Source organism: Gordonia sp. KTR9 (genome assembly GCF_000143885.2).
Taxonomy (GTDB): Bacteria; Actinomycetota; Actinomycetes; order Mycobacteriales; family Mycobacteriaceae; genus Gordonia.
This window is the reverse complement of the sequence record NC_018581.1, coordinates 4,673,982-4,695,657: the sequence shown is the minus strand read 5'-3', so window position 1 is coordinate 4,695,657 and position 21,676 is coordinate 4,673,982. Positions and strand designations below refer to the sequence as shown.

The window sequence follows — 21,676 nt, the reverse complement described above, 5'->3', positions numbered from 1 at the left end:
ACATGTCCCACAGCCTCACCGGGTTCTCCGGTGCGTCGACGACCGGCGCCACGCCGGACCCCGACCTCGCGCCCGGGCTGCTGCCCGAGAGTCCGGATGACCGCGAGGCCCACGGTTCCCGATCCCCGTTGTGGCGCAGCCTGTTCCGTGGCACCGGACTGGTCGGCAGTGTGCTTGTCGGTCTCGTCGTGCTGCTGGCGGTGTTCGGCCCCTTCGTCACCTCTTTCGGACCCGATCAGCAGATCGACGGCGCGTATCTGTTGTCGCCGAACGCAGAACACTGGCTGGGTACCGACGAGGTCAACCGCGACCTGCTGACGCGCGTGATCCACGGGATCCGGATCGACCTGCTGATCATCTTCACCGCCGTCCCGGTGGGTGCCGCGATCGGCATCCTCGCCGGGCTGATCACCGTCTCGAGTCCCGTCAGCGATGTCGTCGCCCAGCGGGTGTTCGACGTGATCCTGGCGTTCCCCGCCCTGATCCTCGGCATCACGCTCACCGCGATCCTCGGCCCCGGTGCGTTGACGGTGGGGATCGTCATCGCCGTCGCGGAGATCCCGATCTTCGGTCGGCTCACCCGCACCTCGGTGTTGCGAATCCGGGAGATGCCCTACGTCGAGGCGGCGCGGGTCAGCGGCGCGTCGACTCCCCGGGTGCTTCTGCGACATGTCCTGCCCAACTCGGTCGAGTCGCTCGCGGTCCAGTTCGCGCTGTCGCTGTCGCTGGCGGTGTTCATCGAAGGCGCACTGAGCTACCTCGGGGTCGGCGTGGTCGCGCCGACACCCTCGCTGGGATCGATCCTGGCGACCGGCAACGGATACCTGGAGACCAATCCGTGGTTCTCGCTGGGCCCCCTGCTGGTCGTGTCCGTCCTCGTCCTGGGGTTCTACCTGATCGCCCAATCCATTTCGCACGACCGGAGGGTAGGACGATGACCGTCACCAGCTCGAACACGACGTCCCGGGACGGCGGGTCCCCGGAGACCGGATCCGCGGCCCTCGTCGTCGACGATCTGCACGTCGACTTCTCGTATCCCCGGCCCGCCGTCGCGGGCATCGACCTGAGGGTCGATCGGGGCGAGATCGTGGCGCTGGTGGGAGAGTCCGGGTCCGGCAAGAGCATCACCGCCCGTGCCGCCATCGGGCTGCTCCCCGACACCGCCCGCGCCACGGGATCGGTGCGGGTCGACGGCGTGGAGGTCCTCAACCGGCCCGACCGCGTGCTCGACGGCATCCGCGGCGCCCGGGTGGCGATGGTCTTCCAGGAACCGCAGACGGCGCTCAATCCGTCGCAGACCATCGGATGGCAACTGCGCCAGGCCCTGCGCGCGCATGGGCATGTCCCCCGGCAGCGGGCGCGGGCCCGCGCCGTAGAACTCCTTGCGCTCGTCGACATCCCCGATCCCCAGACGCGGGTCGACCACTATCCGCACCAGTTGTCCGGCGGACAGAAGCAGCGAGTGGTGATCGCACTCGCGCTCGCGAACGATCCCGTCCTCCTGCTCGCCGACGAACCCACCACCGCCCTCGACGTCTCGGTCCAGCGCGAGATCCTCGACCTGCTCGTCCGGCTACGCGATCGCACCGGGGCCGGAATCCTGCTGATCACCCACAACCTCGGCGTCGTGGCGGACATCGCGGACCGTGTCGTCGTCGTCCAGCTCGGCGAGGTCGTGGAGACCGGGGATGTGTACTCGATCTTCGCGAATCCGCGGGAGCCGTACACCCGGCAGCTGCTGGCCGCGGTCCCGCGATTGCCCGACGCCGAGGTCGGCGGCGAGGTCGGCGGCGACGGAAACGGGGCCGACGACGAGTCGGGAACCGGCGAGACGGTCGTCGCGGTCGAGGAGATCACCGTGCGTCACAGCGGCCGGTTCGGGGCCCGGCCGCACACCGCACTGGCGGACGTGTCGCTGACCGTGCGGCGTGGCGAAGTGCTCGGCGTGGTCGGTGAATCCGGTTCGGGTAAGACCACACTCGGGCGTGCCATCGGGGGACTGGTACCCGTGCAGGCGGGCCGCATCCTCGTCGAAGGCGACGACATCGCGACGGTGTCGAAGTCCCGGCTGCGAGCGCTCCGGCGCCGGGTCGCCTTCGTCCCGCAGGACCCGACGGCGTCGCTGGATCCCCGGTTCAGCGTCGCCGAATCCATCCGGGAGCCATTGGACATCCAGGGCATCGGATCGCGCGCCGACCGGGCGGCGCGCGTGGCCGAACTCCTCTCGGCGGTCCAGCTGCCCACGTCGTTCGCGCAGCGCCTGCCGCACGAGCTGTCCGGTGGACAGCGGCAACGGGTCGCGCTCGCACGGGCACTGTCGGCGGACCCTCATCTGCTGATCGCGGACGAGCCGACGAGTGCCCTGGACGTCTCCGTGCAGGCTCGGGTACTCGACCTCTTCCTGCATCTGCAAAGCGAATTCGGGTTCGCGGCGATCTTCATCAGCCACGACCTGGCCGTCGTCGAGCAGGTCGCGGATCGTGTCGTCGTCCTGCGCAACGGCGGGGTCGTCGAGAGCGGGACAGCGCGGGATGTGCTCACCAGGCCCGAGGACCGGTACACGAGGGACCTCGTCGATGCCGTGCCGTTCCCCGACCCGATCGTGCAGCGGGCGCGGCGGGAACGGATTCGATGATTTTGTCTCAAGCGTCCACAACGGAACGGGTGGAGATGGTGTGATCGGGTGACCGACGATCCCGGGAGCCGTCATGAGCATCGCCCTGACCGAAGACCACGTCGAACTCGCATCGGTGGTGCGCGAATTCACCGTCGACCGCAAGGTGCGGGCGCAGGCGCGAGACCGTCTCGACGCAGCCGAGGAGGCCAGACCCACTTTCTGGCCGGAGATCGCCGATCTGGGCTGGCTGGGGCTGCACGTCGCCGAGGAATACGGCGGCTCCGGTTTCGGTGTGGCCGAATTGGTGGTCGTGACAGAGGAATTCGGCCGCGCGGTGGCGCCGGGCCCGTTCCTGCCGACCGTGATCGCCTCGGCGATCCTGAACCATGCCGATGACGACACGCGAGCCCGCTGGCTGAGGTCACTCGTCGACGGCACGATCACGGCGGGTGTCGCACTCGCGCCGGGACTGATCGAGTCCGGTGGTGTGATCTCCGGTGACGTCGACGCGGTGCTCGGCGCCCCACTGGCGGATCTGCTGGTGCTCATCGCCGACGACGACGTGCTGGTGGTGGAGTCGTCGGACTCCGGTGTCGAGGTGGGCGCGCACGCCGACCTCGACCCGACCCGACTGTCGGCGAGGGTGTCGCTGTCGGACGCCGCCGTCGTCCGTCTGCCGAGACTCGCCGCCACCGCGCTGGCCCTCGCCCGGACGCTGGTCGCGGCCGAAGCCGTGGGAGGGGCGCGTGATGCGCTGGACACCGCGGTGGCCTACGCGAAGGTCCGCGAACAGTTCGGCCGGACAATCGGCTCGTTCCAGGCGGTCAAACATCACTGCGCGAACATGCTGGTCGGCGCCGAGGCCGCGACCGCGGTGGTGTGGGACGCCGCGCGGGCAGCCGACGAGGGGGCTGACGCCTTCGGGCTGGTGGCGGCCTCGGCCGCAGCGCTGGCGATGCCCACGTACACGAGGAACGCGGAGCTGAACATCCAGGTGCACGGCGGCATCGGATTCACCTGGGAGCACGACGCGCACCTGCACCTGCGCCGCGCCACCGTGGTCGAGGCGCTGTTCGGCGGGCAGCGACCCGCCCGGGACGTGTACGAGTACTCCGCCTCCGGGATCGTCCGTGCCAACAGCCTCGACCTTCCGCCGGAAGCCGAGGAACTGCGGACCCGTGTACGCGCCGACATCGCCGAGATCGCGGCGCTCGACGATCCCGCCGCGCAACGGGAGAGGTTGATCGACACCGGGTATGTGATGCCGCACTGGCCCACCCCGTGGGGACGTGCCGCGGACTCCGTCGAACAACTCGTCATCGAGGAGGAGATGGCCGCGGCGGGCGTGCAGCGGCCCGACTACAGCATCACCGGGTGGGTCATCCTCACCCTCATCCAGCAGGGCACCCAGGACCAGATCGACCGGTTCGTGCGGCCGGCGCTGCTCGGGGACGAGGTGTGGTGTCAGTTGTTCTCCGAGCCGGGCGCGGGATCGGACGCGGCGGCGGTCAGCACGCGGGCCACGCGCGTCGACGGGGGCTGGCGCATCAGCGGTCAGAAGGTCTGGACCAGCGGCGCACACCTGTGCCGACGGGGTCTGGCGACGGTTCGGACCGACCCGGAGGCCCCCAAACACAAGGGCATCACCGCCGTTGTGATCGACATGTCGGCACCCGGGGTCGAGGTGCGTCCGCTGCGTCAGATCACCGGCGGATCCGAGTTCAACGAAGTGTTCTTCACCGACGTCTTCGTCCCCGACGCCGACGTCGTGGGCACGCCGAACGACGGCTGGGCCGTCGCCCGCGCGACCCTCGGCAACGAGCGGGTCAGCATCGGCGGCGGTGCACCGGGCAGCGACGGGGCGGTGCGGCAGATGGTGGCGCTCGTCGCGGGCTACGGGGACCGGGTCGACGGGGCGGCGACGAAGGTCGGTGAGTTCTTCGCCGTCGAGGATGCGCTGCGATTGTTGAACCTGCGTCGTGCGGCCCGATCGGTCGTCGGCGCGGCCCCCGGACCCGAGGGCAATGTCACGAAACTGCTTCTCGCCGAACACCTCGGTGATCGCGCCCATCTCGCCGCGGAACTGCTCGGACCCGACGTCGCGTTCTCGGCCGGCCCCGGCAAGCTGGCCGGTCTGCTGATACTCGGCGCACGCGGGATGTCGATCGCGGGTGGGACCTCGGAGATCACCCGCAACCAGATCGCCGAACGCATCCTCGGGCTGCCACGGGACCCGCTGATCCGGTGAGGGTCGCACTGATCCCCGGCGTTCACCGTCGCCCGGGCGGGCGGTCACCGGCCGGGCGCAACGCCCACGACGGCACCCAGTGGGTGACCTTCTCCTGCCGGTCCTTGGAGGTGATCGTGTAGGTGACCTTGCCGTACCAGGCACCCCATTCGTCCCGCCCCCACTCGGTGAGAACCCCGAGGTGCACGGACCGGATCTGCAGCCCGTCGGGGTGATACTCGCCGCTGAAATGCGGTGCGTTGGGATACAGCGCACCCAGATCGATCAGCACCGCCTTGTGGCCGACGCGGACAAAGGCCGGTCGGTGTGGCTGGCCGTTGTCACCGCCGATCCACTTCATGCCCACACGTCCAGTTTCGCACGTGTGTTCGAGCGGTGTCACCCGTGGTCGGCGGGCGTCCGTGTCTGAGTGGCGGGTAGGGCCATCGAGGTCAGGCTGCGGACGCGGCGGAGGGCGTCCTCGTTGCCGGTGATCGACACTGCGGTCGGTGCGGTGTGCTGTCCGGCCAGGAGGGCGAAGACGGCTTCCGAGTCACCGCTGATCACTGCGTCGACCTCGGGATCGTCCGTGGCCGGCGATGTGTGCACGCCCGAGTCGCCCGCGACGAGGAGCAGGGAGTCGCCGTCGGTGTCGATCCGGAGTCGCACTGCCGGGAAAGCGGCGTCGTCGGGCAGTTCCCGCGGCTCGGGATACAGGGCCATGATCGCGAAGACGAGCCACCGGCCGCGGGTGTGGTCATCGCCGGAACCGTCCATCATCAGGGGTGCCCCCCAGCGTGCCATCTCGACCAGTGGGCCGCGTAGTCCGTGGCCCCAGGCGGTCAGCGAGTACACCTTCGCCGAGACCGGTGCGGATTCGGCGCGACTGGTGATCACGCCGTCGTCCTCGAGCGTGCGCAGCCGCTGAGCCAGGAGATTCGACGCGATTCCCGGCAGGGCGCGTTGCAGGTCCGAGTATCTGCTGGGGCTGATGAGGAGCTCGCGGACGATCAGCAGGCTCCATCGGTCGCCGATCACGTCCAGTGCGCGGGACAACGCGCAGAACTGGCGGTAGGACTTCACGCCCACATCCTACACTTGACTTTATCCACTTAGTACTTGAAATAATAAAGCAGTGACTCTTCCCTTCCTGTCCCGCCGGCAGATGCCGCCGGCGCTGGTGCTGCTGGTGCTGTGTACTGCGACCCTCGCCATCAGTCTGGCCACCACCGCGATCAACGTCGCCCTGCCGTCGCTCGCGGTGGAACTGGGTGCCGACAACCGGCAACTCCAGTGGATCGTCGACGCCTACAACCTGCTCTTCGCGACGTTCGTGCTCGCTTTCGGCAGCCTCAGTGACCGCTTCGGGCGCAAAGGGGCGTTGATCGGAGGGCTGGCCATCTTCGGCGGCGGCGCGGTGGGAGCGTCCTTCGCCGACAGCTCCGGTCAGCTGATCTTCTGGCAGGCGGTGATGGGCCTGGGTGCCGCATTCGTCTACCCCACTACGCTGTCGATCCTGTCGAACGTCTTCACCGAACGAGCCGAGAAGGCCAAGGCGATCGGTATCTGGGGCGCGACAACCGGTTTGGGGGTCGCCTGCGGGCCGATCCTCGGCGGATGGCTGCTCGAGTCGTTCTGGTGGGGGAGTGTGTTCCTCGCGCTCGCCGGGGCTGCGCTGATCTCCATCGTCGCCTCGGTCGCGGTGGTCACCACGTCTCGGGATCCGGCCACGCCGCGTATCGACTACGGCGGGCTCGTGCTCTCGGTCCTGGCAGTCGGCACGCTGGTGTTCACCATCATCGAAGCCCCCGAACACGGGTGGACCAGCCCGGCGTCACTGGCCGGCTTCGCCGTCACCGCGGCAGCGTTCATCGCTCTCGTGTTCTGGGAGCGCTCCCGGGCCGAGCCGATGATCGACGTCCGGCTGTTCACGAACATGAGGTTCACCGCTGCGAGCGCATCGGTCACCTTCGCCTACTTCGCACTGTTCGGCTTCATCTTCCTCATCACCCAGTACTTTCAGCTGGTCCGGGACTTCCCACCTCTCGAGACCGGCCTGAAGTTCATCCCGGTCGCCGCGTCGATCGCCGTCGGTTCCGTGCTGGGCACGGCTCTGGCCGTCCGATACGGCAACAAGGTGGTGGTCAGCACCGGGCTGGTTCTGTTCACGGTGGCATTTCTGTGGATCTCGACGCTCAGCGCGTCGACCGGCTACCTCGAGATCGCCCTGCAGATGGTTCCGCTCGGACTCGGTCTGGGCCTCACGTCGGCCCCGGCGACGGAAGCCATCATGGGTGCGGTCCCGCGCGACAAGGCAGGCATCGGTTCGGCGATGAACGACGCGACGCGCGAAGTCGGCGGCACACTCGGCGTCGCCGTCATCGGCAGCGTGTACGCCTCCCTGTACGCATCGTCATTCGCCGAGTCCGACGTGGCCCGCGAGTTGCCGGCTCCGGTCGTCTCCGTCGCCGAGGAATCGGTGGGCTCGGCCACGGTCGCGGCCGACCGGCTCGCCGGCGCCGGTGCGCCCGACCTCGGCCGATCCCTCTCCGCGGCCGCCGATTCCGCATTCCTGGATGGACTCACCGCCGGTTCCTATGTGGCCGCGGGCGTCACGTTGCTGGGCGCCGTCGTGGCAGCGCTGTTCCTGCCCTCGAGGCCGAAAGACGAAGTGCCTCAACAACACCCTGGAGCCGAGGCGCTCACGCCCCCAGGAGGGCGACGATGACATCGAAGAAGGCAACGTCGTGTTCGGTGAGGACCCCGCTGAGCGAAGAGCCCGGCTGGCACGCTGGTTGTGCAGGAGAGTTCGCCACAGCGTCCACGATTCTATGAACGGCAATGGGTAAGATCCTTCCGTGAATTGAGCAGCTGCCGAGAATGGCGGCCGGCGGGTTCCTGCCTCGCGGCACGCCCGTGTCGGGGCTGGCGCTGCGTGAACGGAGGGCTTGTGGCACGAGGTATCGAGCACTCGGTCGTCCGAGTCCCCAAGGCGGGCGAGCTGGTGGCTGCGCAGCTGCGGCGCCAGGTCGTCACCGGCGAACTGAAGGCCGGCGACCCGTTGCCCAGCGAGACGACGCTGATGGAGCGCTTCGGAGTCTCCCGTCCGACGTTGCGCGAGGCGTTCCGGATCCTGGAGTCCGAATCGATCATCGTCGTGCTCCGTGGTGCGCGTGGGGGTGCCCGCGTGCTCGCCCCGAACGAGTCGGTGGCGGCTCGGCACTTGGTCTGCTGTTGCAGTACAGGGGAGTTCCGCTTGCCGACGTCTACAGGACGCGGACCGAGATCGAGGTGGCGGCGCTGCGCGCTTGGGGTGGCCGCGCCGATGATCTCGACGTGCTGTCGGGGTTGGTCGTAGAGGCGGCCGACACCATCGACAACGCCCCGCAATTCGCCAAGGTCGACTCCCGCATCCACCAGGCCATCACGGATCTGTCCGGTACGCAGACCCTGTCCGTGGTCGCCGGCATGATCCTGAACGTCATGGACGAGCACAAATCCCTGCACCTGTCGGTGCATGGCGACGATCACGAGCGCGATACGGACGAACTGGCTCTACGCGCATACCGGCGCCTGCTGAAACTGCTGACGGCGGGCGACGTCGATGGTGCGGTCGCGCACTGGCGCCGCTTCCTTCGGAAGATCGAGCCGCTTGTCATCGCCGATCCCGACACCACGCTCGTCGAGGTCCTTCCCTGACATCGGGTGCCTCGCCCACGTCCCGCCCGGCAGCACCAACTCAGTGTCCGTCGTCTTGAGGTCGTCAGACAACACCCCTTCGCGGTCCGCTGTCCTGCGGCGTCGGCGGGCGCGTGTGACCATGGGGAGACGCCGGGGAGAACTGTAGGGGGCGACCATGGATCGATTCAGCGGATGCTTACTCGCCGGTGCGGCCGGCGACGCGCTGGGCGGAGCGGTCGAGTTCTCGACGCGGGACTCGATCCGGGACCGATTCGGGCCTACGGGGATCACCTCGTACGCGGAGGCGTACGGCGGCGTCGGCACCATCACCGACGACACGCAGATGACGCTGTTCACCGCCGAGGGCCTGCTGCGCGCCTGGGCGCACGACTGCGCGGGCGGGATCTCCTGTTACGCGGCAACCACGGCGCGCGCCTACCTCCGCTGGTTCATCACCCAGGGCGGACACCCGCGGCACGGTGTGCTGGCGACGACCGAACGGTCGAGCTGGCTGGCGGGACACCGGCAGCTGCACAGCCGGCGTGCACCCGGAACCACCTGCCTCGAGGCACTCCGGGTGACCACTCGTCCCGGCGAGCCCGCCGACAACGACAGCAAGGGTTGCGGCGGCGTCATGCGAGTGGCGCCCGTGGGGTTGTTCGCGGCCCGAGCCGAGTGGTCGGCCGGGGGTACCTTCGATCTCGCGGCCGCGCTCGCGTCGCTCACGCACGGACACCCCTCCGGGTCGTTGCCCGCCGGTGTTCTCGCGGTCGTGATCCGCGATCTGATCGCCGGGGCGAGCCTGCCGGAGGCGGTGGCGGTGGCCAAGGACATTCTCCGGATGCGTGCCGGTCACGAGGAGACCCTTGTCGCGCTCGAAACCGCTGAGGGACTGGCCGGTTCGGGCCTGTCCCACGAGTCGGCGATCGAGCGGCTCGGTGGGGGTTGGGTCGGCGAGGAGGCGCTCGCGATCGCCGTCTATTCCGCGCTCGTGGCCGACGACCTCGAAGACGCGGTGATCATCGCGGTCAACCATGATGGCGACTCGGACTCCACGGGCGCCATCGCCGGCAATCTGCTGGGTGCCCGCGACGGTGTGGCAGCGATCCCGCAGCGCTGGCTGGAACCCCTCGAACTCCGCGACGTCATCGTCGAGATGGCAGGCGATCTCTACGACTTCGTGGACTGGGACATCGCCGAGACCGATGCGGACGTCGGGTCGCCCCGTTGGGTCGAGAAATACCGGGGATCGCGTCCGGGTTCGACCTCGGACCTCCGCCCGGTGGGTTGACCTCCCCGGCGCACCCACCTGATGTGACTGGTGGGGTTTCTGTTCACCGCAGTCCACCGCGGTTCACCGCTGGGGCGTGAGTGACATCAATTGCAGCGCAGCCATATTCGTTGAAGCTAGGTTGTGGAGAAATCTCGTCGTCGAACGTTTTGGCGAGTACCTTGGTGTCATGGCTTCGATCACCGAACTCCGCGACACCCTCATCGTCTTGCAACCACCACCCGACGATCCGAGTGGTCGCGCGGTGTTCGACCGACTCGACGAACTCCGGGTGTTGCGCAATGTGCTGGATCACCAGATCGCTCTCCACATCGCGCTTTTGGATGCTTCGGGTGCGGCGGCGCGGGCGGGGTCGACAACGCGGTCGTGGCTGATCGAGATGGGAATGCCGCCGACTGTCGCCCACCGTGGTGTGCGGATCGCCGATAGTATGGCGTCGTTGCCGAAACTCGCCGACTGCGCCGCCGACGGGTATCTGTCTGCGGAGTGTGTCGATGCGGTGGTCCGAGGTATCGGCTTCATCGACAAACGGTCAGTGGCTGGTCTTTCCGACGACGAACGGGAAGTGTTCGAGACCGAGTTGCTGACGCAGGCGTTCTCCGGTGCCACTCCCGCCGAGATCGACACCCACGCCCGGAGTATCGCCGTGCGTGTCGCCAATGAGGATCCGAACGCGGTGGCGGCGGCTGATGATGCGTCACTCAACATGGTGCATGCTCGGGTGACCGAGGAAGGCCGGGTGGGGATCAGCGCCGATGTGACGGCGGTGATCGGGGAGAAGTTCCTGTCGATGATCGACGAACGATCCGGTCCGCGTCCCGAACCCAACGGCGCTGAGGATCGCCGCGGCGTGGGGCAGCGTCGCGCCGACGGGCTGGAGCTGCTGCTGGATCAGGCGGCGATCGGCGCGGCGATGACGTCGGTGGGTGCGCCACGGACGCAGGTGCTGGTGACCATCTCGGCCGACGGTGCCGATCCGGCACGGTTGCCGTGGGTGGGGGCGGTGACGGCATCGACGGCACGAAGGTTGTCGTGTGATGGCGGGGTCGCCGAGATCGTGCTCGACGGCGAGGGCGTGCCGTTGCGGATGGGCACGACGAAGCGGCTGTTCCCGCACCATCTGCGTCAGGCGATCGTCGTGCGGGACGTCTGCTGCGTGAAATGCGGTGCCCCCGCGGCGCATACGCAGGTCCATCATCTGGTGCACTGGGCTGACGGTGGTCCCACCGATCTGGACAACGGGTGCCTGCTGTGCCAGCGGTGTCACACCCAGGTCCATCACCACGGCTGGCGCGTGGTGATGGGTCCCGACCGGCATCCGTGGCTGATCCCGCCGGCTGACATCGACCCGCGACGCCTACCCCGGCCGGCGTATAACCGGCGCACCATGCGACTCGACGACGCCCTCGTGTAACGACCCTGACCCCACAGACCCTCCGGCGCCGACCCGACGCCACACGTCCTTTGACAACTCAACAGTGTGAAACCGACTCCGTCATCGGGGACTAGGTGGCGAAAGAGGCTGTACGGCTCGCTGTTCTGATCCGGGACATCGCTGAGAGGTGATGTCTCGGGACATCGCTGACACCTGAGCAGGGCTTGGTCCGCATGGTTCATGGTCGAAGAGGTGACGGCGATGGACCTTCGTGCGGCTCCGGCGTAGGCGGGTGGAATTGAGAATGTGGTCGAGTTCTGTCGAGGCAGAACACCAGCCCGCAGACGTTCTACAAGTGGCGGCGCCGCTTCGTCGCTGAGGGGCTGGCCGGGCTCGAACCGAGGTCGCGACGACCGCACACCCAGCCGGGACGTGCGGGAGGCGACGTCGAGGCGCTGGTGGTCGCCACGCGGAGGCGTTGCAGTCCGCGGGCCTCGATCACAGGCCGCCGACACCCCGTGACGCCACCACCACACTGATGTGGCAGCTAATGCTCGCGGCACCACCAGATGTATTGTGCCGCCAGTATCGTCGGCGGACAACGGATTCATGTACACCGGTGAGCATCATGGCCGGCGTCGAATCCCCGGGATCCATGGCCGGCGTTGACGTGGTCTCCAGCGCAGCTCAGGGGGAGTTGCGGCGTGAAACGGACACTTGCGCCTACGTTGGGACGCATGACACCCACGCGTATCTCCGGTCCGATCACCTGGCTCGCCGTGTTCCTCGCCGTGGCTCAGGTGCTCGCGCCCGTCGTCCCGTTCTCCGGATTCGGCGCCTCGCCCAACGAATCGACGACCGATCTCCTGATCACCCCGGCGGGTTACACGTTCTCGATCTGGAGCCTCATCTACCTGCTGTCGATCGTGTTCGCCGTCGCGGTGGTCTGGAAGGGGTCCACCGGGACCGATGATCCGCGGCGCCTGCTCATCGACCTCGAAGTCGCGTTCGCCGGAGCGGCGGTGTGGATCCTGGTGTCGGCCGCCGAGTGGACGTGGGTGACCCCGCTCGTGCTGACGGTCATGACGGTGGCCCTGCTCGACGCGGCCCGGATCGCCGCGAGACCGGCCGACGGCGCGGCGCCGCGATGGCTCACGGCAGTGACCCGCATCCTCGTCGGTGTCTATGCGGCGTGGGCGACCGCAGCGGTCTTCCAGAACTGGGCCGCCGCGATCGGGGCCGACCTGGCCGACCCGCGATCGCTGGGATGGCAGCTGGCCGTTCTGCTCGCGTGCGCCGTGGTCGGGCTGGCCGTCACGGCCGTCGTCGGGTCGGTGCTCGTCGCCTACCCGCTCACCCTGATCTGGGCGTTCGTCGGGATCATCGTGAACGCACAGGGCGAGACGACGGCCGTCGTCGGAGTGGCGGTCGGGACGACCGTGGCGTTGATCGTGACGACGGCAGCGATCACGGTGCTGCGGCGCCGGGCCGGTACGCCGGCGTCGGCTGAGGCACGATAGGCGGGACCGATACTGCGAAAGGCGGACCATGACCACCACCGTTGTCGCCGGGAACCCCAAACCCGGTTCGCGCACCCTCGATGCCGCCCGGCAGCTGGCGAAGGCGCTGACCGGAACCGAACCCGACCACGTCATCGACGTGATCGACTTCGGAGCGGGTCTGCTCGGGTGGGGCGACGCCGCGGTCCGGGGCGCCGTGGAGACCGTCGCCTCCTCGGATCTCGTCGTGGTCGCCAGCCCGACCTTCAAGGCGACCTACACCGGAGTCCTGAAGCTCTTTCTCGACCAGTTCGCCACGGGCGAGGGTCTACGAGATGTGACCGCCGTCCCGCTGATGCTCGGGGCGGGCCCCGCGCATGCCATGGCGCCCGACCTGCTGCTCAAACCGGTCCTGGTGGAACTCGGCGCCGTGTGCCCGGCACCGGGCCTCTACCTGATCGACTCGACCTACAGCACCGATTCGCGGATCGCCGACTACACCGAGCGGTGGTCGTCGACGCTCGTGCGACCCTCACCGTGACGCGCTGCGACGACCGGGTGTATCCCCGAGTGCGCGGCCGAGGCGATCATCCGCTCGGTGAGTTCGGAATCGGCCTGCGCGCGTATGGGATCGGCCACGTCGCGATGCCACACCGGCCGGCCTCCCACGATGACCTCGCGCAGGTTTCGCAGCCCGCATCCGAGAACGTACGTGGCGACGGGGTCCCAGATCGGTCCGAGGTGGGGCGACCGTGGGTCGACGACGAGGAGGTCCGCGAACTTGCCCACCTCCAGCGAACCGACCTTGTCGGCCACCCCGATCGCCGATGCTGACCCGAGCGTGTGCAGCATCAGTACATCGAGCGGGGTCAGAATCGCGGCGTCGCTGTGCTTTCCGCGCTGGAGGAACAATCCGGTCCGCATGTTCTCGAACGGGTCCGACACGTCGGTGCACGACTGATCGTCGACACCCATGCCGACGGTGATCGAATCCCGAAGCAGGCGTGGCACATCGGCGATCCCCGAACCGAGCCGGCCGTTGGACATCGGTTGCCACACCACTGCCGACCCGGTCTCGCGCACCCTCGTGACCATGTTCTCGGTCGGATGGACGAAGTGCCCGAAGGCGAAGCCGGGCCCCAAGACGCCCGCGGCGTCGTACCAGTCGAACTTCGACTGCTGGATCTCGATCTGTTCGGCCGTCTCGACGAAATGTGCCTGATTGGTGATCCCGTACCGGTCCATCAGGGCCCGTTCGCGCTCGGCGGTCGCCTGCGACGACGACCACTGCACCGACCCGTACACCGAGCCGCCCAGATCGAGTGCCGGGTCGACGGTGCTCAGGTGGGTCATGACCGCGTCGAAGCCCGCGAAGGCCGCGTCCTCGCCGAGCTGTTCGTCGTCGAGCCGCACGCTGGTGACGAAGCGGATGCCGGTGGCCGCCAGACCGTCCACCTGCGCGGTGACGAATTCGGGCGGGTGCACGCGCGCCGCCTTGAGGACGGACTCCTCGTAGTCGAACAGCGCGAGGACACGCGACTGGGTGAAGTTGTACACGGACGTGATGCCGGAGGACAGGTGGTCGAGCCCGCCCGCCAGCGTCATCCAGTACAGGTCCTCCGCCTCGGCGCCGAGCAGCATCGTGCTGTTGAGCGTGACCCATTCGTAGAGCGGACTGTTCGGGGCGACGCCTCGCATCCCGCCGGTGTAGATGTGGCTGTGGGCCGAGACGAAACCGGGTGCGAGGAAGGCGCCCTCGAGGTCATGGCGGGGGAGAGGTGCGTCGGCGGGTGGGGAACCCTCGCCGATCCCGGAGATCCGGCCGTCGGTCCCGACCGACAGCCATCCCCAGAACCACGGTTTCTCGCCGCTGACCGGCAGGATCAGCGCGTTGTGGTAAGTGCCGGTCATCCCGGTAGTACCTCCGATGTCCATTGATTGTCGTTGTGGGTGAACCGTACTCGTTGCGACGGACCGTCCGGGTCGCCCCGCCAGAAGGTGATCTCCCGCAGGTCGACGGCGTATCCGGTCCAGGTCGGCGGCGCCGAGAGTCGCGGGTGCGCCGCGTCGAAGTCGGCCCAGCGCCGCCGCCGCTCCTCGGGAGACAGCGCCGCGAGGTCGCCGTCGTTCATCCACGCCAGCAGCTGCAGGTAGCGAGAACGGCGTGAGAACGCCTGGTGCAGTTCGTCCTCCGGGGCGCGTCGGACGTCGCCGTGCGCGACGACCTGACGGCCCACCGCAGGCCAGGCGATCGCGACCGAGGCACGGGGGTTCTCGGTGAGTTCGGCGACCTTCGCCGATCTGGTGTCGGTGTGGAAGTACACCGCCGTGTCGTCGGCTTCGGTGATGAGAACGTGTCGAACCCGGGGATAGCCGTCGCGGCCGCACGTCGCCAGTGCCATCAACGGACGGGGTTCTTCCGGTGCGGGCAGCCAATCTCGCAGTAGTGTCATCGGTTGGACCGTGAGCTGATCGGCGTTCGCGCAATCGGTTCCGAAGCCGGTCCCGCTGGTGATCAACGTCCGACCCGGCCCGGGTCGAACGTGGCGATCTCCGGAAGTGCGGCGACGAGGGCGTCGACCCGCTCGTCGAAGAGCTTCGCGCCGGTCGACGCGTCGGCGCCGGTGGGATCGCCGATGACGCCCGACTCGGCGAAATCGGTGGAGAGCCAGCCGAATCGGACCGTCCCGGCGAACCCGACGTGTGTCGCGTCGGCGACCGCGTCCGCGACCGTCGCGACCGCCTTGTCCATGTACACCAGATCCGGTCGGAGGTGCAGCATCATCGAGGTCTCGGCCCACCCGGCGTGGATGCCGAGTCCGCGCTCGGTGGGACCGGGATGGCCCGGGCCGGAGGAGAAGAACGTCTGCAGGTCGAACCGTCGTCGGAGCTCGCGCGCCGCAACCTCGATCAGGGCGGAGTTGCCGCCGTGCGCGTTCAGGAAGAGCACACGTCGCGCGGGGGTCTGCGCCAGCGAGGCACCGATGTCGACGATCGTCTCGAACAGGGTCGTCGCCCGCAGCCAGATCGTGCCCGGCAGACGAGAGTGCTCGTCGGACTTGGTGTATCCCAGTGCGGGCAACAACCAGACGTCGTACCCCGCGGCGGCACCGCGTTCGACGACCGCCTCGGCGACGGCTTCGGCGACGATGAGGTCGGTGGCGAGCGGGAGGTGCGGTCCGTGCGGTTCGATTGCGCCCGTGGGCAGGACGAGAATGGAATCGCGCGACAGGGCGTCACCGACCTGTTCGGTGGTCAGCTCGGCGTAACGCCGACTGCCGGCCCGGCTGACGCTCCTCGTGTCCACGGCGTTCACATCCACCTTCCCGGGTTGAGCAGCCCCTTCGGATCGGTCCGCTGGGCCAGCGCGCGGACCCGCTCGGCGTCGAGGTCGACGTACCACTGATGCGGGGAGTGGACCCCGACCCCGAGTTCTTCGAGTGCGGCGACCCCGTCGATGACCTGCTGCGGACTGCGGTAGATGCCGTTGAGCATCCCGAACATCATCTCGTGGCCGACCTCGAGATGCAGCATGCCGCCCTCGTAGACCTGCTCGACCTCGTCGAGACGGCTGACGAGTGCGTCGCCGCGTACCTCCATGTGAAACCACTTGTCCGGCTGCGACTTCTGCAGCCACCATGTCGGGTGGTTGTAGGACAGCGTGGACAGTTTGACCGTCTCGGCGATGCCCTCACGGACCGCTTCGACGCGGCCGCCGGCGGCCGCGATGAGATCGGTGGTCTCCACCAGGGCCCGGGCGTCGATGATCCCGCGCACGCTGGCGCGTCCCCGGACGAGGGCGGGGTCGTCGGGCAGGGCCGCGGTGATGATCGGACCGTCCGCGGACAGCAGCCGCGGCTTCGGTTCGATGGCCGCCAGCCGGAAGGCCGCGTCGAATGCCTCCCGGCCGGACTCGAAACTCGCATAGACACAGCGCCATTGCTGTAGCGGCTCCACCCGGACCGTGGCCGCGACGATGATGCCGGCGACCCCGTAGGTGTGCACGAAGGGCGTCGCGTCGTCGCCGTCGAGGTGGACCACCTCGGCATCGCCGGTGGCGTGGACGACATCGAGCGCCTCGACGAATCCCTGGTGGTTGCGGCCGTGCACGATCGTGCCGGTACCGGCCGAGCCTCCCGCGAGGAAACCGCCGAGGGTCGACTGGACCGTGGACGGGTACATCCACAGCTGGCTGTCATGAGCCCAGGCCGTCTGTTCCAGGTTGATCATCCGCGCGCCCGCCTGCGCGGTGACCGAACGTCCGGTGACGTCCCGTATCTCGGTCAGCGACGTCATGTCCAGGACGAGTCCGCCGAAGCGCGGGATCACCTGGCCGTAGTTACCGGTCCCCTTGCCGCGCGTGGTGATCGGCACCCCGCGGGCGACGGCCGCACGCACGATCTCGGGCACCGCGTCCGCTGTGCGCGGATAGCACACGAGGTCCGGTTCGCCGAGGTCCTGCGCGGAGAGGATCGGGCTCATCCCGGAACCGTCGCGGGCCGCCCGTGCGAGTGCGCGGGGCAGCGAGCTGATGCCGCGCGGGCCGACGATCGCGAGTAGATCGTCGGCCAGCGCGTCGACGTCGTCGGGTCCGAAGTCGGGGCGTCCCTCATCCGTGCCGACGGCCACCACGGGCGCGGTCACTGGGGCAGGCCTACCGAGGTGTCGATGAAGCGGTTGGTCGCGATCGCCTCGGGGGTCAGGCCGTCGGCGGCCGGGGTGCCCTGTTCGGTGAAGATCGGTCCGGTCACCTCCATCACGCGGGCGACGCGGGCGGTGTCGAAGTTGCCGATGGTCGCGTCGGGGCCGTTGCTCACCAGGTTGAGCTCGGCCATCGTCTTACGGGCGTAGTCGGCGTTGCGCTGGGAGTACACCCAGCCCGTGTCGTACTGTTCGACGGCGTCGAGGATGACCTCGTCCGCCGCCTGGGGCGACGCCAGGTAGTCGACGGACCCGCGCTGCAACACGGGGACGAGCTGTTCGAGGCAGGCGGCGTTCTCCTCCAGTGCTGCCGAGCGCACCGCGACGGACGACTTGTAGGTGGGGAAGCCGACGTCGTGGATCAGCTGGTACTTCACCGGCTTCTGCCACCCCTCGACCTCCTCCTGATAGACCTGGGGCTCAGAGCTGGCGAATCCCTGCTGGGCGGTCTTGCCGCCGTCGGAGACGAAGTTGGCCGGCGATCCGTCGTAACTGCCGTCGACCTGACCGGGGGAGAGGACACCCGACCCGGTCAGGTAGTCCATGTACGTCGACCCCTCGAAGTAGAGCACGCGCGCGTTCGTGGGCTTGAGGTCGGCGATCTTCTGTACCTGCGGATAGGTGGCGGGGTCCCACATGATCATCTGCGGGCTGATGTCGAGCGGCGCCATGACCGCGGTCGTCGGGTTGTCCTTCGAGTTCTGGATCGCCTGGTCGGTGTCCACGTACCCGAGGAGGATCTCCGGGTCGGAGTACATCTGCGAGGTCACCGACTGGAAACCGATGGCGGGTCCGCCGGAACGGAACTCGATGTCGACGCCGGTGTATTCGCCGCGGTCGAACAGCGGACCGACGACGCGCTTGTTGCCGGCGTTGATCGTCGGGTCCGGGCCGAGGAGGTGGTAGAGGTGCCCGTGTTCGGCCTCCGGATTCCAGTCGGTCTGGACCACGATCTTGTCCGGGCAGTTGGCGCTCAAGTCGACCGGGCCGATAGCCCCGGTGTACCCGGAGGACTCGGTGCTCTCACCGGAACCGCATGCGGCGGTGAACGCGAGGGCGGCGGCCACGGCCGCGACACCGGTGGTCTTGGACAGGCGGCGCCAGACATGTGTGTTCATGGGTTCCTCTTTCGTGCAGGGAGATTCGGGCAGGACTGAAGGGACGAGAAGATCGGGAAAGGCGGGTACGACGACCGGGTCGATCGGTGGGGGTCGGGTCAGCGCTGATACCAGCGTCCGACGATGCGGTTGCCGAGCCACCCGAACAACCAGAAGACGGCCACGCCGAGAAGTGAGGCGAGCACGATCGAGGCGAACAGTTCCTCGGCCTGCAGTCGCGAACGATAGTTGTCGATCAGGATGCCGATGCCGGGATTGCCCTGCTTGAAGAAGAAGTCGCCGACGATCGCACCGACCACCGACAAGCCCGCCGAGATCCGCAGGCCGGCGAAGATCGCCGGCATGGCGGCGGGGAACTCCAGCTTGCGCAGGACCGTGACGCGGCTCGGATGGTGCAGAGCGAACAGGTCACGCATCTGCCGGTCCACGGACCGCAGGCCGAACAGGGTGTTGGACACGATCGGGAACAACGAGATCAGCACGCAGACGAAGACGCGTGCGCTGAAGCCGAATCCGAACCAGAACCCGACCAGCGGAACGAGTGCGAGAATCGGGACACACTGCAGGACAACGGCGTAAGGGAACAGTGCGTTCTCCATCAGTCGCGACTGCGACATGATCACCGCCCAGGTGATGCCGATCACAGCGGCGATGGCCAAACCCGTCAGCGCCACGGTTGCCGTGCGGCTCAGGGCCTCCCACATCTCCTGCGCGGCGTCGCCGAGCAGGCCGTCGGTGACGACCTGATGCGGTGGCGGCATGAGGAATCGTCGTCCGGGGTCGAGCACCGCGTAGCTCACGAGATACCAGGCGCCGATGACCAGTGCCAGGACGACGAGCGGTGCGGCGATCCCGACCGCCCTCGAGCGAGCGCGGCCCCGACGGCTCGTGCGCGTGGCCACGGCGAGTTCGGTGGTTGACCCGGGGTCGGGCGCACCGGCCTTGCCGGGCTTCGGGGTTCTCACGCTCGGTGTGGTGTCGGTGCCGGTATCGGGGGCGGTCATGAATGTGCCTCTCGGAGTGCGCGTGAGATCCTGCCCGCGATCGCGCCGAACTCCGGCTCGAAACGCAGGTCGGGTGCCCGGGGATAGTCGAACGGGACCTCGATCTCGTCGACGATGGTCCCCGGTCGCCCAGACATCACCAGGACCCGGGTGGACAGGAACGCGGCCTCGGCGACCGAGTGCGTGATGAACAGGCCGGCAAAGCGTTTGACGGCGAACAACTCCGTCAGATCGGTTCCGAGCCGTTCACGGGTGAGTTCGTCGAGGGCGGCGAAGGGCTCGTCGAACAGGAACAGGTCGGGGTCCAGGGTCAGTGACCGGGCCAGCGACACCCGCATCCGCATGCCGCCGGACAGCATGTGCGGCAGGTGTTTGTCGAAACCGGTCAACCCGACAGTTTCGAGTGCAGCGCGAACTCGCTCGCGCCGTTCGGCTTTCGGCGCGCCGTCCAGTTCGCCGAGCAACGCTACGTTGTCGGCCACCGACCTCCACGGGAGCAGGGTCGCATCCTGGAACACGTACCCGATACGCGCGGCACCGCTCTGCAGGTAGCCGTCGGTGATCGTTTCCAGTCCCGATGACAAGCGCAGCAGGGTCGACTTGCCGCACCCGGATGGCCCGACGACGCTGACGAATTCGCCCTCGCGCACGGTGAGGTTCACGTCCCGGAGGGCATGGGTGCCGTCCGGGTAGGTGAGCTCCACGTGTTCGAAGCCGACGAGTGGGTGACCGAGTGCCGGCCTGGGGGTCGTTGCTGGTGAACTCATCATCTCTCCAAACCGACGGGGAAGCTGCCCGGCGCAGACATCCCGGCTGGGTGTACTCCCGCTGGGGACAGTTCTGCTGGGGACGAAACGGGCGGCACCGGGAAACTGGTCCAGCCGGTGGTCTCGGTGCGCGCGACCGGGGCGCCGTTCACGATGACGACCCGGTCGGCCGGAGCGGTCGCGATGACCTCGGTGAGGTCGGTCCCGCGGATCGCGACGAGGTCGCCGCGTGCGCCGACAACCGGTCCCGCGGGCTCGAGTCCCAGCACGGCACGCGCCTCGGAGGTGACCATTTCCATTGCCGTGTGGGGATTCTGATGGGCCGCGGTGATCAGCAGGGCAGCTGTCTCCAGGTGGTCGGCCCGCCCGACGGGATTGAACGGGTCACGGATGTTGTCCGCGCCCCCGACGACACGGACGCCGTGGTCGCGCAGGACGTCGATCGGGGTGATTCCCCGGCGGCCGGCCGAAGGACCGTGGCGGCCTTGGAGATACAGGTTCGTCACCGGCAGTGCGACGACCGAGACGCGGGCGCGCGCGAGAGCCCGGGCGACCCGTTGCAGGTCGTCGGTGGCCAGGGTGTCGAGGCGGCAACAGTGGCCGGCCGTGCGGACACGGTCTTCCGGCCAGTCCGCCACCCGATCCGCGAAGGCCTCGATGGTCAGGTGGTCGCCGTCGAGGAACTCGTCGACGTGCAGGTCGGCGCCGATGCCGCGCGCCTCGGCCAGATCGAGCAGCCTCGTGAGTTCGAGGAGCGGATCGTCGGCGATGTGTGGGGCGCCGCCGACCAGATCGACGCCTGCGTCGAGCGCGGCCTCGATGTGGGCGGTGGGTGCCAGTGGGCTCGCCAGTACCGCGACCTGGATGTCCATCAGCCCGCGCAGGTGATCCCGGATCTCGGTGAGGACACGCACGGCGCGCAGTGGGTCCTCGTGCGGGAGCACGTCGGCGTGGGTGCGCACCGCGGTGATCCCGTTCCGCAGCATGGACGAGGTCGCCTGCAGCGCACGGGTCCGGAAGGAGTGCTCGTCCAGGGCGACACTGCCGGCCCGCCAGGAAGTGATCGCGTCGGCGAGATCGCCGCTCGGGGGCGACAATTCCGACCAGGACAGGGCCTTGTCGAGGTGGGCGTGGGGTTCAGCCGCTGGTGGCAGGAGTAGGTGACCACGCAGATCGAGCCAGCCGGGACCGCGCGGTGTGTCGGGAGAGAACGGCGTGACGGCCCGGACCCGACGGATGCCGTCGGCATCGGCCGACAATTCGACGTCGACCACCGAGCCGTCGGGCAATGACCCGGTGATGCCCGGGACGGGCGCGGTCTGCGGAGCCTGCATACGGAAACTTCCTCGAGGACTTCGGTGGCGTGCAACGGTGCACGTGAGGTCGGTGGTCCCGC

General features: G+C 68.4%; 21 protein-coding genes. 11 read left to right on the top strand and 10 right to left on the bottom strand.

Going from position 1 to position 21,676, the window contains the following annotated elements:
• The first annotated feature begins 2 nt into the window (after positions 1 to 2).
• From KTR9_RS21675 to KTR9_RS21665, 3 genes are all read left to right on the top strand, one after another.
• Complete coding sequence (locus KTR9_RS21675; RefSeq protein WP_010842751.1) at positions 3 to 938, top strand: ABC transporter permease; 936 nt, start codon at positions 3 to 5, stop codon at positions 936 to 938.
• Positions 935 to 2,635, top strand: coding sequence for a dipeptide ABC transporter ATP-binding protein (locus tag KTR9_RS21670; protein WP_014928131.1), 1,701 nt, complete (start codon positions 935 to 937; stop codon positions 2,633 to 2,635). The genes KTR9_RS21675 and KTR9_RS21670 overlap by 4 nt, the downstream gene beginning before the upstream one ends.
• A 73-nt stretch (positions 2,636 to 2,708) precedes the next feature.
• Positions 2,709 to 4,865: an acyl-CoA dehydrogenase gene (locus KTR9_RS21665; protein WP_014928130.1), complete on the top strand. Its 2,157-nt coding sequence runs from the start codon at positions 2,709 to 2,711 to the stop codon at positions 4,863 to 4,865.
• 22 nt (positions 4,866 to 4,887) lie between these two features.
• On the opposite strand, the gene KTR9_RS21660 is transcribed toward KTR9_RS21665, so the two are convergent.
• A complete protein-coding gene (locus tag KTR9_RS21660; RefSeq protein WP_010842754.1) occupies positions 4,888 to 5,205 on the bottom strand; it encodes a hypothetical protein in 318 nt (105 codons plus the stop codon).
• A gap of 38 nt (positions 5,206 to 5,243) precedes the next feature.
• The gene (locus KTR9_RS21655; protein ID WP_014928129.1) at positions 5,244 to 5,927 is read right to left on the bottom strand and encodes a winged helix-turn-helix transcriptional regulator; all 684 of its coding nucleotides are present in this window, start codon (positions 5,925 to 5,927) and stop codon (positions 5,244 to 5,246) included.
• 82 nt (positions 5,928 to 6,009) lie between these two features.
• Here KTR9_RS21655 and KTR9_RS21650 point away from each other — a divergent pair, with 82 nt between their 5' ends.
• The 8 genes from KTR9_RS21650 (at position 6,010) to KTR9_RS21625 (ending at position 13,231) form a co-directional block, all read left to right on the top strand.
• Entirely contained in the window at positions 6,010 to 7,572 is a 1,563-nt protein-coding gene (locus tag KTR9_RS21650) for an MFS transporter (protein ID WP_014928128.1), read from the top strand.
• Between the two features lie 69 nt (positions 7,573 to 7,641).
• Positions 7,642 to 8,202, top strand: a complete 561-nt coding sequence (locus tag KTR9_RS28235; protein ID WP_338010625.1) for a FadR/GntR family transcriptional regulator — start codon at positions 7,642 to 7,644, stop codon at positions 8,200 to 8,202.
• Positions 8,136 to 8,543, top strand: coding sequence for an FCD domain-containing protein (locus KTR9_RS28230; RefSeq protein WP_338010624.1), 408 nt, complete (start codon positions 8,136 to 8,138; stop codon positions 8,541 to 8,543). The genes KTR9_RS28235 and KTR9_RS28230 overlap by 67 nt, the downstream gene beginning before the upstream one ends.
• Before the next feature lie 157 nt (positions 8,544 to 8,700).
• On the top strand, positions 8,701 to 9,816 hold the full coding sequence (locus KTR9_RS21640; RefSeq protein WP_014928126.1) for an ADP-ribosylglycohydrolase family protein: 1,116 nt from the start codon (positions 8,701 to 8,703) through the stop codon (positions 9,814 to 9,816).
• A 169-nt stretch (positions 9,817 to 9,985) separates the two neighbouring features.
• On the top strand, positions 9,986 to 11,230 hold the full coding sequence (locus KTR9_RS21635; protein ID WP_014928125.1) for an HNH endonuclease: 1,245 nt from the start codon (positions 9,986 to 9,988) through the stop codon (positions 11,228 to 11,230).
• Positions 11,231 to 11,508: 278 nt separating this feature from the next.
• The gene (locus tag KTR9_RS28305; RefSeq protein ID WP_083888997.1) at positions 11,509 to 11,730 is read left to right on the top strand and encodes a helix-turn-helix domain-containing protein; all 222 of its coding nucleotides are present in this window, start codon (positions 11,509 to 11,511) and stop codon (positions 11,728 to 11,730) included.
• 198 nt (positions 11,731 to 11,928) lie between these two features.
• Complete coding sequence (locus KTR9_RS21630) at positions 11,929 to 12,711, top strand: hypothetical protein (RefSeq protein ID WP_044507258.1); 783 nt, start codon at positions 11,929 to 11,931, stop codon at positions 12,709 to 12,711.
• A 28-nt stretch (positions 12,712 to 12,739) separates the two neighbouring features.
• Positions 12,740 to 13,231 (top strand): NADPH-dependent FMN reductase, encoded by a 492-nt coding sequence (locus KTR9_RS21625; RefSeq protein WP_014928123.1) that lies wholly within the window; start codon positions 12,740 to 12,742, stop codon positions 13,229 to 13,231.
• On the opposite strand, the gene KTR9_RS21620 is transcribed toward KTR9_RS21625, so the two are convergent.
• The 8 genes from KTR9_RS21620 to KTR9_RS21585 form a co-directional block, all read right to left on the bottom strand.
• Entirely contained in the window at positions 13,186 to 14,601 is a 1,416-nt protein-coding gene (locus KTR9_RS21620) for an amidohydrolase family protein (protein WP_014928122.1), read from the bottom strand. The genes KTR9_RS21625 and KTR9_RS21620 overlap by 46 nt on opposite strands.
• Positions 14,598 to 15,209: a pyridoxamine 5'-phosphate oxidase family protein gene (locus KTR9_RS21615; RefSeq protein WP_044507256.1), complete on the bottom strand. Its 612-nt coding sequence runs from the start codon at positions 15,207 to 15,209 to the stop codon at positions 14,598 to 14,600. Before KTR9_RS21615 ends, KTR9_RS21620 begins: the two co-directional genes overlap by 4 nt.
• Entirely contained in the window at positions 15,206 to 16,006 is an 801-nt protein-coding gene (locus KTR9_RS21610) for a creatininase family protein (protein ID WP_014928120.1), read from the bottom strand. Before KTR9_RS21610 ends, KTR9_RS21615 begins: the two co-directional genes overlap by 4 nt.
• Positions 16,003 to 17,334, bottom strand: a complete 1,332-nt coding sequence (locus KTR9_RS21605) for an FAD-binding oxidoreductase (protein ID WP_010842765.1) — start codon at positions 17,332 to 17,334, stop codon at positions 16,003 to 16,005. Before KTR9_RS21605 ends, KTR9_RS21610 begins: the two co-directional genes overlap by 4 nt.
• The gene (locus KTR9_RS21600; RefSeq protein ID WP_014928119.1) at positions 17,331 to 18,509 is read right to left on the bottom strand and encodes a hypothetical protein; all 1,179 of its coding nucleotides are present in this window, start codon (positions 18,507 to 18,509) and stop codon (positions 17,331 to 17,333) included. Before KTR9_RS21600 ends, KTR9_RS21605 begins: the two co-directional genes overlap by 4 nt.
• Before the next feature lie 98 nt (positions 18,510 to 18,607).
• The gene (locus KTR9_RS21595; protein ID WP_014928118.1) at positions 18,608 to 19,513 is read right to left on the bottom strand and encodes an ABC transporter permease; all 906 of its coding nucleotides are present in this window, start codon (positions 19,511 to 19,513) and stop codon (positions 18,608 to 18,610) included.
• A complete protein-coding gene (locus KTR9_RS21590; protein WP_014928117.1) occupies positions 19,510 to 20,280 on the bottom strand; it encodes an ABC transporter ATP-binding protein in 771 nt (256 codons plus the stop codon). The genes KTR9_RS21595 and KTR9_RS21590 overlap by 4 nt, the downstream gene beginning before the upstream one ends.
• Positions 20,280 to 21,614, bottom strand: coding sequence for an amidohydrolase family protein (locus KTR9_RS21585; RefSeq protein ID WP_014928116.1), 1,335 nt, complete (start codon positions 21,612 to 21,614; stop codon positions 20,280 to 20,282). The genes KTR9_RS21590 and KTR9_RS21585 overlap by 1 nt, the downstream gene beginning before the upstream one ends.
• Between the last annotated feature and the right edge of the window lie 62 nt (positions 21,615 to 21,676).